The organism is Pseudarthrobacter sp. N5 (genome assembly GCF_050157035.1).
Taxonomy (GTDB): Bacteria; Actinomycetota; Actinomycetes; order Actinomycetales; family Micrococcaceae; genus Arthrobacter.
In genome coordinates, this window is the sequence record NZ_CP189593.1 from 3,993,594 (window position 1) to 4,008,499 (window position 14,906).

Annotated in this window: 11 protein-coding genes and 1 rRNA gene; 6 read left to right on the forward strand and 6 right to left on the reverse strand. The window is 61.6% G+C overall.

All coding sequences use genetic code 11. The annotated features are described in order from the left end of the window. Positions 1-426: 426 nt before the first annotated feature. The 4 genes from ACQCST_RS19185 to ACQCST_RS19200 form a co-directional block, all read right to left on the reverse strand. Positions 427-1,951: ribosomal RNA gene (locus ACQCST_RS19185) — 16S ribosomal RNA — on the reverse strand. A 947-nt stretch (positions 1,952-2,898) separates the two neighbouring features. After that, positions 2,899-4,082, reverse strand: a protein-coding gene (locus ACQCST_RS19190; RefSeq protein ID WP_426995638.1) for an IS3 family transposase whose coding sequence is annotated in 2 segments (ribosomal slippage) — positions 2,899-3,821 and positions 3,821-4,082 — 1,185 coding nt in all. Because the reading frame shifts where the segments join, the coding sequence is not laid out codon by codon here. 258 nt (positions 4,083-4,340) lie between these two features. Beyond that, entirely contained in the window at positions 4,341-5,015 is a 675-nt protein-coding gene (locus ACQCST_RS19195) for a response regulator (protein ID WP_426997341.1), read from the reverse strand. After that, the gene (locus tag ACQCST_RS19200) at positions 4,993-6,648 is read right to left on the reverse strand and encodes an ATP-binding protein (RefSeq protein ID WP_426997342.1); all 1,656 of its coding nucleotides are present in this window, start codon (positions 6,646-6,648) and stop codon (positions 4,993-4,995) included. The genes ACQCST_RS19195 and ACQCST_RS19200 overlap by 23 nt, the downstream gene beginning before the upstream one ends. A gap of 452 nt (positions 6,649-7,100) precedes the next feature. On the opposite strand from ACQCST_RS19200, the gene ACQCST_RS19205 reads away from it, so the two are divergent. The 5 genes from ACQCST_RS19205 (at position 7,101) to ACQCST_RS19225 (ending at position 11,063) form a co-directional block, all read left to right on the forward strand. Next, the gene (locus tag ACQCST_RS19205; protein ID WP_426997343.1) at positions 7,101-7,958 is read left to right on the forward strand and encodes an ABC transporter ATP-binding protein; all 858 of its coding nucleotides are present in this window, start codon (positions 7,101-7,103) and stop codon (positions 7,956-7,958) included. Next, positions 7,955-8,827, forward strand: coding sequence for an ABC transporter permease (locus ACQCST_RS19210; RefSeq protein ID WP_426997344.1), 873 nt, complete (start codon positions 7,955-7,957; stop codon positions 8,825-8,827). Before ACQCST_RS19205 ends, ACQCST_RS19210 begins: the two co-directional genes overlap by 4 nt. A 69-nt stretch (positions 8,828-8,896) precedes the next feature. Further along, a complete protein-coding gene (locus ACQCST_RS19215) occupies positions 8,897-10,000 on the forward strand; it encodes an ABC transporter substrate-binding protein (protein WP_426997345.1) in 1,104 nt (367 codons plus the stop codon). A 499-nt stretch (positions 10,001-10,499) separates the two neighbouring features. After that, on the forward strand, positions 10,500-10,823 hold the full coding sequence (locus ACQCST_RS19220) for a hypothetical protein (RefSeq protein WP_426997346.1): 324 nt from the start codon (positions 10,500-10,502) through the stop codon (positions 10,821-10,823). Positions 10,824-10,862: 39 nt separating this feature from the next. Continuing rightward, on the forward strand, positions 10,863-11,063 hold the full coding sequence (locus tag ACQCST_RS19225; protein WP_426997347.1) for a hypothetical protein: 201 nt from the start codon (positions 10,863-10,865) through the stop codon (positions 11,061-11,063). Between the two features lie 9 nt (positions 11,064-11,072). Here the strand turns inward: ACQCST_RS19225 and ACQCST_RS19230 are convergent. Further along, positions 11,073-12,256 (reverse strand): IS3 family transposase gene (locus ACQCST_RS19230; RefSeq protein WP_426995638.1). Its coding sequence is split into 2 segments (ribosomal slippage): positions 11,073-11,995 and positions 11,995-12,256, totalling 1,185 coding nucleotides; the frame shifts between segments, so codons are not numbered across the junction. A gap of 129 nt (positions 12,257-12,385) precedes the next feature. Beyond that, a protein-coding gene (locus ACQCST_RS19235; RefSeq protein ID WP_426995994.1) for an IS3 family transposase occupies positions 12,386-13,530 on the reverse strand; the annotation gives its coding sequence in 2 pieces (ribosomal slippage) (positions 12,386-13,257 and positions 13,257-13,530; 1,146 coding nt in all). A gap of 101 nt (positions 13,531-13,631) precedes the next feature. Between ACQCST_RS19235 and ACQCST_RS19240 the strand changes: the two genes are divergently transcribed. Then, positions 13,632-14,815, forward strand: a protein-coding gene (locus ACQCST_RS19240) for an IS3 family transposase (protein ID WP_426995638.1) whose coding sequence is annotated in 2 segments (ribosomal slippage) — positions 13,632-13,893 and positions 13,893-14,815 — 1,185 coding nt in all. Because the reading frame shifts where the segments join, the coding sequence is not laid out codon by codon here. Positions 14,816-14,906 lie beyond the last annotated feature (91 nt).

Below are 14,906 nucleotides of genomic sequence, written 5' to 3' on the forward strand. Positions count from 1 at the left end.
CTCGCGTCCACTATGTAGTTCTCAAACAACAACCCCAAACCACACACCCCACACACAACCCCCGAAAGGGACACATGCATGATCGCTGCAGCCAGGAAACCAGAAACAAACAAACCCACACCACACACCCGCACCCCCCACAAAAAGGAGATACAGGCATACGCCATGACCCTGTTGCCTCAGGACCCAACAGTGTGCCAAACACTAAACCACCAACCCCCGCCGGCACCGTTCCACGCACCCGCACCCTCCCGAAGGAAAACACAGACACCGTACTAGGCACCGGAAAGAACCGGCAACCGCTATTTGCTGATATTCCACCCATGAGCACCCGCCGCGGAACTTCCGTCCGCGAAACGGGCTGTACTCCTGACAACCCCCACACCCCGCATACACGGGGAACAGGACATTGTAGGTGCTCCTTAGAAAGGAGGTGATCCAGCCGCACCTTCCGGTACGGCTACCTTGTTACGACTTAGTCCCAATCGCCAGTCCCACCTTCGACAGCTCCCTCCCACAAGGGGTTAGGCCACCGGCTTCGGGTGTTACCAACTTTCGTGACTTGACGGGCGGTGTGTACAAGGCCCGGGAACGTATTCACCGCAGCGTTGCTGATCTGCGATTACTAGCGACTCCGACTTCATGGGGTCGAGTTGCAGACCCCAATCCGAACTGAGACCGGCTTTTTGGGATTAGCTCCACCTCACAGTATCGCAACCCTTTGTACCGGCCATTGTAGCATGCGTGAAGCCCAAGACATAAGGGGCATGATGATTTGACGTCGTCCCCACCTTCCTCCGAGTTGACCCCGGCAGTCTCCTATGAGTCCCCGCCATAACGCGCTGGCAACATAGAACGAGGGTTGCGCTCGTTGCGGGACTTAACCCAACATCTCACGACACGAGCTGACGACAACCATGCACCACCTGTAAACCGACCGCAAGCGGGGCACCTGTTTCCAGGTATTTCCGGTTCATGTCAAGCCTTGGTAAGGTTCTTCGCGTTGCATCGAATTAATCCGCATGCTCCGCCGCTTGTGCGGGCCCCCGTCAATTCCTTTGAGTTTTAGCCTTGCGGCCGTACTCCCCAGGCGGGGCACTTAATGCGTTAGCTACGGCGCGGAAAACGTGGAATGTCCCCCACACCTAGTGCCCAACGTTTACGGCATGGACTACCAGGGTATCTAATCCTGTTCGCTCCCCATGCTTTCGCTCCTCAGCGTCAGTTAATGCCCAGAGACCTGCCTTCGCCATCGGTGTTCCTCCTGATATCTGCGCATTTCACCGCTACACCAGGAATTCCAGTCTCCCCTACATCACTCTAGTCTGCCCGTACCCACCGCAGATCCGGAGTTGAGCCCCGGACTTTCACGGCAGACGCGACAAACCGCCTACGAGCTCTTTACGCCCAATAATTCCGGATAACGCTTGCGCCCTACGTATTACCGCGGCTGCTGGCACGTAGTTAGCCGGCGCTTCTTCTGCAGGTACCGTCACTTTCGCTTCTTCCCTACTGAAAGAGGTTTACAACCCGAAGGCCGTCATCCCTCACGCGGCGTCGCTGCATCAGGCTTGCGCCCATTGTGCAATATTCCCCACTGCTGCCTCCCGTAGGAGTCTGGGCCGTGTCTCAGTCCCAGTGTGGCCGGTCACCCTCTCAGGCCGGCTACCCGTCGTCGCCTTGGTGAGCCATTACCTCACCAACAAGCTGATAGGCCGCGAGTCCATCCAAAACCACAAAAAGCTTTCCACCCCCACCATGCGATGAGGAGTCATATCCGGTATTAGACCCAGTTTCCCAGGCTTATCCCAGAGTTAAGGGCAGGTTACTCACGTGTTACTCACCCGTTCGCCACTAATCCCCCCAGCAAGCTGGGGTTCATCGTTCGACTTGCATGTGTTAAAGCACGCCGCCAGCGTTCATCCTGAGCCAGGATCAAACTCTCCGTTGAAGTAAAACAAAAACAGACACAACCAACACCCCCGGGAAAACGGGGCATGCCGACTGCACAAAATTTGAAACCAGCTGTAAAAACCAGACCCCAACCACGGGGTGGCAGGATCCGGCAAATTCAACCAATTCATATAAAATAAACCGGTATCAACAAACTTGGCACACTATTGAGTTCTCAAACAACAGACACACCCGGCACCACCAGGACCAAACCACAGTCCCGGATCGCTCCGGAGCAACTTCACAAACTTACCCGGTTTCCCCACCCGATGCAAATCCCGTTCCCAGGACCACACCAGCAGACAAACCATCCCCACCACCAACCAGAAGCACAACAAAGCACCACCGGAAACCGGCCATAAAAGAAAGGGATTGGCCACCTCCGGGACCCAGCTTCTCGCTGGTCTCCCTCGCGGCGACTTAGAAAACAATACACCCCACCAACACCCCACGCAAATCCACCACCCCACCCCCACCCACACCCCAAAAACCCCGCCAACCCGCACCAAAACGGCGTTAGCGTGGCCCCCTACAGCCATCATTAGGGAAGAGTAGTTGGTGTGTAGTGGCTCACACGATGGTCTGCGGTGATTGCTCGCCCCAGCATGGCCCGAAGTGACCGAGTGGCTAGCTGTCAGCGCAGAGTAAAGGATTTTGGTTCAGCAATGACAAGCGCCCGGTCGGCTGCCCTCGCCTGCGGCGTTGCGGGCTGAAACCGCCGGCCGATCCTTTCCCTGGCGCGAGTCACGTCCGCGGTCTTTCGGATCAAGGTCAAGCCTGATCGCATTCTCGCGGACCAACAAGGGGACATCGCTACTCGAGGCGTAAGAATAGACTCCTCTCCCGTCTGCGGGCAGCGGTAGTCCGGTTCTAGACCCCCAGAAATCCTCATCCGCGCCACTGAGCTGCCGCGAGGATTTCGGACAGCGGAATTAGTGAATTCTTCTACGCTGCCAGGGCTGGCTGTTGATAACCATAGTGGACTTCGTTAGGCCGTCGGTAACCGAGCGCTGAGTGTCGGCGCCGACTATTGTAAAATCCCTCGATGTAGCGGATAACGTCACTGCGTGCTTGTGATTTCGTGGCGTAAACGGTCCGGTAAACACGCTCGTTCTTGAGCATCGAGAAGAAAGATTCCGCCATACTGTTATCCCAACACACGCCCGTGCGGCCCATCGATGAGCGCATCCCCAGACTGGTCACCAAGGCCCGAAACCCGGCCGAGGTATACACGCTGCCGCGGTCCGAGTGCCAGATCGCGTCAGGCTCGATCAGGGTCGTTGCGGCGGCGTTGTTGAGGGCGTCCGCCACGAGTTCAGTGCGCATGTGATCGGCGATCGACCAGCCGACGACCTTCTTCGAGTAGCAGTCAATGACGGTGGCCAGGTAAATGAACCCCTGCCAGGTGTGGATGTAAGTGATGTCGCCGACGAACTTCACCCCGGGACGTGTGGCGGTGAAGTCACGCTTGACGAGGTCAGGCATGTTGGCCGCGGCCAACGCGTCGGCCTCGGTGGTCGCCCGGAATGGCCGCGGCTGGCAGGCCAGGAGGCCCTCCTGGCGCATGACCTGCCGCACAAGCTCGGGCGAACATTCAATCTGTTCCGCCGCGAGGTCGGCATGGATTCGGCGATACCCGTACGTTCCTTCGGACTCCTCAAAATAGTGCTGGATCCGCGCTATCAGTGCCTTGCGCCGGGTGGCAGTCGCCGATTGCGGGCGCGTCAGCCAGTGGTAGAAACCGGACGTTGAGACTCCCAACCAGCGGCACATTTTCACGACCGAATTCAGGTTGGCGGGCTCAGTCTTTTGGGAGTCGATGTATTCGTACTTGCTCACTACCGCTGCTCCCGCGCGAAGTAAGCGGCTGCTTTTTTCAGGAACAGAGTCTCCGCGCGCAGCTCCTGATTTTCCCTCTCGAGCTCCTTCAGGCGGGCCCGCTCCGAGACCGTCAGGTCCGTCTCAGTGCCGCCGTTGGCCTCGCGGTATTTGTTCAGCCAATTGCGCAGAGTCTCGGGGCCGACACCGTATGTGGTGGCAACGTCCTTGATGGGCTTGGACGTGTTGATCACCTCACGGCACAACTCGTCTTTGAACTCCTGGGTGAAACGCCGGCGTGCTGCAGTCATGCTGATCTCTACTTTCAGTAGACCCCCATTTTAAGAGGGCCCACTGTCCGAGAACTCCGCGGCAGCTCAGACCATGCCATGATCAAAACCAGAACGGACCTCGTTCGTGAAATCCGCGCCCAGAACGCAGCCCTCCTGGATGAGGAACTGGATACCGCCGTCGGGGGCGCCCGCACCAGGGCCATGGAGGAGCGCCGGCACGGCATCCTGAGGTGGACTACGGTGTCTCACATCAGTAGTACACATCTGTCCCGCCGCTCACGGCTGCGGGACAGTGTAGGTGTTCAGCGGCCGGCCGGTGCCGCCGTAGGTGAGGTCCAGGATGAGAAGGCCCTTGCGTTCGAGTGCGCTGAGGTAACGCTGGGCGGTCGGGCGGCTGATCCCGAGCCGTTCGGAGATCTCCGCGGCGCTGACGGGACCGCCGGCGGCACGGACGGCGTCGAGCGCTTTTTGCATGGTGGGCTGCAGGCGCGGGGCCGGGGCGGCGGCCCTGATCCCGGCCGAGCGCGCGTTGTAGAGGCTGTCGACGGTTGCCTGGTTGGCGGTTGATGCGGACGCCAGCTCTTGCCGCCATCTCCGGTATGCCTCCAGCTGTGAGCGGAGCCGGTCAGAGCTGAAGGGCTTGACGAGGTAATAGACTGCGCCGCTGCTCATGGCTGACTTTACGGTGGCCAGGTCCTGGGCGGCAGTGATAATGATGCAATCGACCTGGGTTCCGGCCGCCTGCAGGGACCGCAGCAGGGAGAGCCCGTCCTCGTCGGGAAGGTGCACGTCCAGCAAGAGCAGGTCCGGGTGTAGACGGGCGATTGCTTCGCGCGCTGCTGCGGCGCTGTACACCTGGCCCACGCATTCGAAGCCGTCAACCTTGGCCACGCGGGCCGCGTGGATTCCGGCGACCCTGAAATCGTCGTCAACCACCAATGTTTTGATCAATGCCCGCCCCTCCTGTCCGTGTCCGGTGGTGCGGGTTCGCCGGCAGCCACACCTCAAAATTACCGCCGGGCCCCGGGAACACATCCAGGGTTCCCCCGGCCCGGTGCACAATCCTCGCCACCAGGGCCAGCCCGATTCCACGCCGCATTCCCGGCCGCGGGTCCTTGGTGGAGTAGCCGTCCACCACCACCTGGTCGATCTTGTCTGCCGGGACGCCGGGGCCGTTGTCGCGCACGGCGACGAAAACGCCGTCGGCGTCGTCAAACTCTACCGTGACCGTGCGCGGCCGGGGCGTGTTGGCCAGCGCGTCCACGGCGTTGTCCAAGAGGTTGCCCACGACGGTCAACAGTTCCGGCTGGTCCACCTGCGGGTGGTCCAGCCGGGACTCAGGGCTCACCTCGATTTGTACGTCCTGTTCGGCGGCAACGGTGATCTTGGCCAGCAGCAGGGCCGCCAGCTCCGGCGGCGCGATCCTTGCGCGCAGACCTTCGCCCAGCGACGTGGACATGGCGGATACCTGCGAGACGTAGCTTTTGGCCTGCTCCACGTCCCCCATCTCCAGCAGCCCGCCGACGATGTGCAGCCGGTTGGCGTATTCGTGCTCCAGGGCGCGCATTGCCTCCATCAGGCCCCGTACGGAGTGCAGGTCCCGGACCAGGCTCTCGATCTCTGTGCGGTCCCGCAGGGTGACGACGGAACCGATGCTCCGCCCGGCGCTCGAGACGGGCATGCGGTTGACCACCAGCAGGGCGTCCTCCGTCAGCGCCACCTGGTCCGCGCCGGGGATCTTGCCGGTGAGCAGGTCCCGAAGCCGCCCGTCCGGAATCAGCTCAGCAACCGGTTTTCCCAGTGCCGCGCCCTCGATCTGGAGCAGCCGCCGGGCCTCCCCGTTGATCACCGTGACCCTCCCGTCGTCGTCAAGGCCGACGACGGCCTCCCGGATCCCGTGCAGTAGCGCCTCACGCTCTTGCAACAGGGAAGCGATCTCGGCCGGCTCCAGGTTGAAGGTGACACGCTTGATCCGGCGGGAGAGCAACAGCGAAACGCCGACGCCCAGGGCCAGTACCAGCGCCGAGAACCCGGTTATCAGCCAGATGTTCTGGACCTGGTTCTCGAACACCTGGGTCTCCTCGATGCCCACCGACACTTGGCCTATCACCGAGCCGTCCGCCCCGAAGATCGGGGCCTTGGCGTTGGCCGACTTGCCCAGGCTGCCCTGGTTGAAGCCCACGTGGGTTTGGCCGTCCAGTGCGGCGACGGGTTCCTCCAGCTTGTGCCCGATCAGTGCCGGGTCCGGGTGGGAGAACCGGATGCCGTTGCGGTCGGTAACCACAACGTAGGCGGACTGCGCGGTGCCCGTGATCTCCCGGGCGAGCCCGTCGATGATGTGCTTGGGATCCTCTGCCGCCAGGGCGGAGCGGATTTCCGGCATCTGCGCGGTGGTGGTCGCGATGCCCAGGGCACGCAGCTGGTACTGCCGCTCCAGGGTCTGGTTGCTGATCAGCGTGAACAGAAAGCCGCCCAGGACGACGGTGAGCAGCAGCAGCGAGAGCGAGCCGAGGAGGATCTGGGTGGTCAGGGTCAAGGAATGACCGCCGGCCCGCAGGCGCGGTGCCACCGACGCGCGGCTCACCGGAATCCGCACCGTTGCTCGGCATTTACCCTCGTGCAGAAAACGCACAAAACGTGCACTTTTGCTGTTAAGGCGCACATCTTACTGAAGTCTTCTGACACGAACAATCACTTTCTAAGCTTTACATAGTTTCCGTGATCCACATCACGCAAGGAAGGGATTCGAGTGACAACGGTGTCAGAACGACAAAGAAGCAGCCGCACGGCCGGCGTTCGGGCCCCCCTTGCTGCTGGAAGCCACCCCCGATTCTGGAGGGCCGTCATGGAGCGGGCCTTCCGTTGGCAACGTGCGGCAGCTTCACCACCAAAACCGTATTCACCACCAAAACCGTAGTTTCACGATGCCGTTGAACCGGAACGAAACACCGGACCGTCTCGATTCCCTGACGCACCTCAGTGGCGCGTCTGGTAGCGAGTGCTCACATGAACCGAAAGACAGAGAGGCCTTAGCACATGGATGCTAACCATCACCACCGGCCGCCCGCGGCCCCCGAAAGAGCCGAGGATGCGGCGGGTATCGACATCGTTGGGTTGACCAAGCGTTACCTCACGCCCAAGGGCGAGATATTCACCGCCATCCGTGACGTGAACCTTAAAGTCGAACCCGGCCAGTTCTGCGCGATCGTCGGACCGACGGGCTGCGGCAAGTCCACGACGCTGGCCCAGGTCTCGGGCCTGGAGCAGCCAAGCGCCGGCTCGGTCAGCGTCCACGATCAGATCGTGGACGGCATCACGAAGGGCGTCAGCTACATGTTCCAAGCGGACGCGCTCTTCCCTTGGAAGACCGTCCTGGGCAACGTGCTGACCGGCCCGGTCCTACTCGGCACGCCCAAGCGCGAAGCCACCGTGCTGGCCATGGACTGGCTGCGCCGCGTGGGCCTGGCCGGCTTCGAGGACCGCTATCCGCACCAGTTGTCCGGCGGCATGCGCAAGCGCGTCGCCATGGCCGCGGCGCTGATCAACAACCCCCGGATCCTGTTGATGGATGAGCCCTTCGGCGCCCTTGACGTGCAGACCAAGGCGATCATGCAGAACGAACTGCTGCAGCTCTGGGAAGAACTGCGCCCCTCGGTCCTGTTCATCACCCACGACCTCGACGAGGCCGTGGCCCTCGCCGACAAAGTGGTCATCATGACCAGCAGCCCCGGCACGATCAAGGATGTCTTCGACATCGATCTTCCCAGACCGCGCGGCGATGTCCAGCAGATCCGCCACGAGGGGCGCTTCCTGGAACTGCAGGGCCGGATCTGGGAATCCCTGAAAGACGAGGTCACCCGGGCCTACAAGCAAACGGCAGGTGCAGCAGCATGACAACGACAACCCACCGCGGCGCACTCACACACGAGCAGCCCACAGAGCAACAGGACTCCGCCCGGCGCGCCATGAAACGGCGCACGATGTGGATCTGGATCGGGCGGGCCGCCCTGGCGGTGATCGTCATCGGGGGCTGGCAGTGGTTCACGGCCGTCGGCTGGGTCGACAAGTTCTTCTTCGGCCAGCCATCCGGAATCTGGAACAGCCTGGTGCTGCTCTTCACTGAGGGCACGGCATTCGGCAGCATCTGGGAGAACCTCTGGATCACGGTGCAGGAGGCCTTCATGGGCTTCCTGCTCGGCACGTTCGTCGGGGTCTTGCTCGGAATCCTCCTGGGCTCGAACAAGTACCTCTCAGCCGTCGTCGGCCCGTACATCCGGATCGTGAATTCAATCCCCAGGATCGTGCTCGGATCGATCTTCATCGTCGCGTTCGGCCTCGGAACCTTCCCGAAGGTGCTCCTCGCGGCGGTGCTGGTCTTCTTCATCGTCTTCTTCAACGCCTTCCAGGGCGTCCGCGAGGTGGACCAGAACCTAGTCGGGAACGTGCGCGTACTGGGTGCATCGCCGCTTCAGGTCGCAGCGCACGTGACCATCCCGTCGGCGATGACGTGGATCATCGCGAGCCTGCACAGCGCGTTCGGCTTCGCGATCATCGGCGCGCTCGTCGCCGAAGTGCTCGGCGCCCAGCACGGAATCGGGCTGATCATCAGTCAGGCGCAGGGGACCTTCGATCCCGACACGGTCTTCGCCTGCATGGTGATCATCGCCGTGGTCACCCTCGGCGCGGAATACCTGATCTCCCTGCTGGAGGACTCGCTGCTGAAATGGCGGCCGCCAAACCGCTCTGAAGCACACGCCATCTGAGGCTCGCCCTCATTCCTTCCCCGTACCCACCACTCGGATCCTCAACATAAACAAAGGAAACGTACACCCATGATGAAGAACAAGATCTACGCCGTCGGCGCTGCCGGAGTGATCGCACTTAGCCTCGCGGCCTGCGGCACCAGCTCCGGAAGCGGCAGCGGAAGCAGCCCCGCAAGCGGCAGTGCTGCCGCGGACATGCCCACCGTCTCGATCATGATCGGCGGCATCGACAAGCAGATCTACCTGCCCTACCAGCTCGCCGAACAGCTGGGCTACTACAAGAAATACGGAGTCAACGTCGAACTCTCGACCGAGCAGCACGGCGGCGTCGGAGCCGAGGACGCGATGGCCTCCGGACAGGTCGACATGGTCGGTGCGTGGTATGTCCACACCGTCGACTTCCAGGCCAAGGGCAAAAACGTGATCAACCTCGTTCAGCTCTCGGGCGCCCCAGGGGAACGGGTGATGTGCGGCCCCAACAGCGGCGTCCAGTCAGCAGCCGACTTCAAAGACAAGACCATCGGGGTCACCGACCTCGGTTCCGGAACCGACATACTGACCCAGTTCCTCGCATCCAAAGCAGGCCTCACCAAAAAGGACTACCACACCCTCGCCGTGGGCGCCGGATCGACCGCGATCGCGGCCATCCAGCGCGGCACCGCCGACTGCGTCATGACCACCCAGCCCACCGTGGGTGCACTCGAGAGCAAGAACCTCGCTGTTCCGGCGATCGACCTGGCCACCTCCGACGGTGTCACGAAGGCACTGGGCGGAGCGTGGCCCGCGGCCGGGCTGCTCGCCCAGACGGACTGGGTGAAGTCCCACGAGGACGCCGTCCAGAAGGTCGTCAACGCTCTGGTGGACACCATGCATTGGATCAACAGCCACTCGGCAGCAGAAATCGCCGACAAGCTGCCCACCACCTTCGTTCAGAACAGCACCATCAGCAAGGACCAATACGTGTCCGCGCTGGATCAGGACAAGGCTCAGTTCCTGCCCGACGGGATCATGCCCGCCGGTGGCCCCAAGGTGATCTTCGACATGGAGAAGACGATCGGCGTCGACACTTCCAAGGTCAAGATCCCCGGCACGTTCACCAACAAGTACGCAGACGTTGCGAACAAACTCGAAGGCTACACGATCACGACCACCCCTGCCGGCGCCGACGGATGATCCAATCCCCCCACAACAACAGGCCTAAGCAGGCATAGGCGTTCCAACGCCACCGAGCAGTGACCCCTCGATCGGCCTGCGTGCTACCCCACGCAGGCCGATCGAACCTCTCTTCGGGCCCCTCAGATTAACGGCGGACCTGTCCATCGCCCAAACCCCCGGGTCGGACCTTCGAACGGCCGTGGCGAAGTCACGCACGGCCCGCTTCCCTCAACGCCGATGAAGGAGCACAAGAACACCGACTGCACCATAACCGCGCAACCACCGTCCCGCCGGCCAGGCCGGCACCATAAAGCGTTCATCCTTAACCGCTCACGGACCCTTGCCGGTGCGCAGCAGACCTTCGGCCGGGCCGGCCAGCCACTCTCCATGGGCACGGCTTGCGTGGACGCACACAAGGACGTTCCCCCAGAAACCCGTCAATATCCACGCCAAGACATCTACGTCAAGACGTTGAAGCACATCCAGGACCAGGCGTCGGCCAAAAACTACCGATACGGTGCCCGCCCTGTACTACGCGATTGCTTCCACCACAACGCAGCTGCGCAAAAAAGAATCCCTGCACCGTGCGCTACCCACAGAAAAGAGGACCATGACCACCGAGGAATACGTCCGCGACTGGAGAAGGATCCGGACCCGCGACGAGATCAAGCTCAGCAATGACAACCAGGAAATCGCCCGCGGACTCGCCGACGGCGTCACCCATGACGGGAACACGCTGTGGCTGATCCAACCCGCCGGAAAGGGCCGGTCAATGTTCAACAACCAGGGCGGCATCCTCGCCTTCCGCACCAACACGCCAACACCCTCCCCGCGGAACTAACCCGCGGCCGCGAAGCCCGCCCCAGACAAGGACACCACCGTGGACGAAACCACCCCGTTCCGCCTCGACATCGCCGTCAGCCAGACCCAAAGCAGAGACGACCAGCTCACCGACGCCGTCAACCAACTGATACCCGCCGCACTGGAGCGCAGGCACGGAATACTCGTCACCCAACACGACACCAGCAAATACACCCTCGAGGTACTGAGCTGCCGCGAGGATTTCGGACAGCGGAATTAGTGAATTCTTCTACGCTGCCAGGGCTGGCTGTTGATAACCATAGTGGACTTCGTTAGGCCGTCGGTAACCGAGCGCTGAGTGTCGGCGCCGACTATTGTAAAATCCCTCGATGTAGCGGATAACGTCACTGCGTGCTTGTGATTTCGTGGCGTAAACGGTCCGGTAAACACGCTCGTTCTTGAGCATCGAGAAGAAAGATTCCGCCATACTGTTATCCCAACACACGCCCGTGCGGCCCATCGATGAGCGCATCCCCAGACTGGTCACCAAGGCCCGAAACCCGGCCGAGGTATACACGCTGCCGCGGTCCGAGTGCCAGATCGCGTCAGGCTCGATCAGGGTCGTTGCGGCGGCGTTGTTGAGGGCGTCCGCCACGAGTTCAGTGCGCATGTGATCGGCGATCGACCAGCCGACGACCTTCTTCGAGTAGCAGTCAATGACGGTGGCCAGGTAAATGAACCCCTGCCAGGTGTGGATGTAAGTGATGTCGCCGACGAACTTCACCCCGGGACGTGTGGCGGTGAAGTCACGCTTGACGAGGTCAGGCATGTTGGCCGCGGCCAACGCGTCGGCCTCGGTGGTCGCCCGGAATGGCCGCGGCTGGCAGGCCAGGAGGCCCTCCTGGCGCATGACCTGCCGCACAAGCTCGGGCGAACATTCAATCTGTTCCGCCGCGAGGTCGGCATGGATTCGGCGATACCCGTACGTTCCTTCGGACTCCTCAAAATAGTGCTGGATCCGCGCTATCAGTGCCTTGCGCCGGGTGGCAGTCGCCGATTGCGGGCGCGTCAGCCAGTGGTAGAAACCGGACGTTGAGACTCCCAACCAGCGGCACATTTTCACGACCGAATTCAGGTTGGCGGGCTCAGTCTTTTGGGAGTCGATGTATTCGTACTTGCTCACTACCGCTGCTCCCGCGCGAAGTAAGCGGCTGCTTTTTTCAGGAACAGAGTCTCCGCGCGCAGCTCCTGATTTTCCCTCTCGAGCTCCTTCAGGCGGGCCCGCTCCGAGACCGTCAGGTCCGTCTCAGTGCCGCCGTTGGCCTCGCGGTATTTGTTCAGCCAATTGCGCAGAGTCTCGGGGCCGACACCGTATGTGGTGGCAACGTCCTTGATGGGCTTGGACGTGTTGATCACCTCACGGCACAACTCGTCTTTGAACTCCTGGGTGAAACGCCGGCGTGCTGCAGTCATGCTGATCTCTACTTTCAGTAGACCCCCATTTTAAGAGGGCCCACTGTCCGAGAACTCCGCGGCAGCTCAAACCACCAAGAGCCGGTTGGGACTGCCCCGGAATTCGTTGACTCTCGGGGTTTAGTGTTGCTAGGCGGCTTTGAGGCCGGTATTGATTGTCTCAAACTCGACCGGGGTTAGCCGCCCCAGGCGCCGCTGACGGCGTTTCCGGTGGTACGTTTTCTCGATCCAAGTCACGATGGCCAGGCGCAGATCCGCCCTCGTGGACCATCGCTGGCGATCCAGGACATTCTTCTGCAGGAGTGAGAAGAATGACTCCATGGCGGCATTGTCGGCGCACGCCCCGACCCGCCCCATCGATCCTTTCAACCCGTTGCTCTTCAACGTCCGCACGAAGGCATTGGAGCGGAATTGGGAACCGCGGTCACTATGAACCACCGTTCCCTCCGGATCCCGTAGCGCTATCGCGTTGTGGAGGGCCGAGACGGCCAGGGACGCCTTCATCCGGGAATCGATGGAGTAGCCCACGATCCGGTTGGAATAGACGTCCTTGATGGCGCACAGGTAGAGCTTGCCCTCGTCGGTCCGGTGCTCGGTGATGTCCGTGAGCCATAGCCGATCCGGTTCCGCCGCGGTGAATTCCCGACGAACGTGGTCATCATGCACGGGCGGGCCGGCCTTACGGGTCAGACCGCGCTTCTTAGCGAACACGGACCAGATCTGCTGGCTGCTGCACAGCCGCGCCACCCGGTTCTCTCCGGCGCTGAAACCCTGGCCCTCAAGCTCGTCGGCGATGAACCGGTACCCGAACGCCGGATCGTCCCGGTGGACGTCCAGCGCCGCGTTGATCAGGTGGGCATCGGACCAGTCGCGCTCAGTGACGGGCGCGGCTTTCCATGCGTAAAAGGCCTGTTTGGAGAACCCCAGCACCCGGCAGGCCACCGCGACGGGAATACCATCTGCGGCAAGGTCAAGGACCAGCGGGAACTTCATTTTGGGGGCAGCTCCCGGGCGAAGAAGGCCGCGGCCCGCCGGAGGATCTCGTTCTCCTGTTCCAGCAGCCGGATCCGCTTCCTGGCATCCCTGAGCTCTGCCGCTTCCTTCTCCGTCACTCCGGGACGGGCGCCGTCCTCGATGTCGGCCTTCTTGAGCCAGTTATGCAGGGTTGCTTCGGAAATCCCGAAGTCTTTAGCGATCTGCGAGATCGGGGCTTCGTGCTTGCGTGCAACCGAGACCACGTCACGGCGGAACTCGGCGGGGAAAGGCTTGGGCATGTTGAACATCCTTGCTGTAAGGACTGGATCCTTGAGCTGCCGCGGAGTTCTCGGACAGTGGGCCCTCTTAAAATGGGGGTCTACTGAAAGTAGAGATCAGCATGACTGCAGCACGCCGGCGTTTCACCCAGGAGTTCAAAGACGAGTTGTGCCGTGAGGTGATCAACACGTCCAAGCCCATCAAGGACGTTGCCACCACATACGGTGTCGGCCCCGAGACTCTGCGCAATTGGCTGAACAAATACCGCGAGGCCAACGGCGGCACTGAGACGGACCTGACGGTCTCGGAGCGGGCCCGCCTGAAGGAGCTCGAGAGGGAAAATCAGGAGCTGCGCGCGGAGACTCTGTTCCTGAAAAAAGCAGCCGCTTACTTCGCGCGGGAGCAGCGGTAGTGAGCAAGTACGAATACATCGACTCCCAAAAGACTGAGCCCGCCAACCTGAATTCGGTCGTGAAAATGTGCCGCTGGTTGGGAGTCTCAACGTCCGGTTTCTACCACTGGCTGACGCGCCCGCAATCGGCGACTGCCACCCGGCGCAAGGCACTGATAGCGCGGATCCAGCACTATTTTGAGGAGTCCGAAGGAACGTACGGGTATCGCCGAATCCATGCCGACCTCGCGGCGGAACAGATTGAATGTTCGCCCGAGCTTGTGCGGCAGGTCATGCGCCAGGAGGGCCTCCTGGCCTGCCAGCCGCGGCCATTCCGGGCGACCACCGAGGCCGACGCGTTGGCCGCGGCCAACATGCCTGACCTCGTCAAGCGTGACTTCACCGCCACACGTCCCGGGGTGAAGTTCGTCGGCGACATCACTTACATCCACACCTGGCAGGGGTTCATTTACCTGGCCACCGTCATTGACTGCTACTCGAAGAAGGTCGTCGGCTGGTCGATCGCCGATCACATGCGCACTGAACTCGTGGCGGACGCCCTCAACAACGCCGCCGCAACGACCCTGATCGAGCCTGACGCGATCTGGCACTCGGACCGCGGCAGCGTGTATACCTCGGCCGGGTTTCGGGCCTTGGTGACCAGTCTGGGGATGCGCTCATCGATGGGCCGCACGGGCGTGTGTTGGGATAACAGTATGGCGGAATCTTTCTTCTCGATGCTCAAGAACGAGCGTGTTTACCGGACCGTTTACGCCACGAAATCACAAGCACGCAGTGACGTTATCCGCTACATCGAGGGATTTTACAATAGTCGGCGCCGACACTCAGCGCTCGGTTACCGACGGCCTAACGAAGTCCACTATGGTTATCAACAGCCAGCCCTGGCAGCGTAGAAGAATTCACTAATTCCGCTGTCCGAAATCCTCGCGGCAGCTCACCTCACAAGTCAGGAGTCAAGCAAACCCGGGGCAGTCCCGTTTGTGT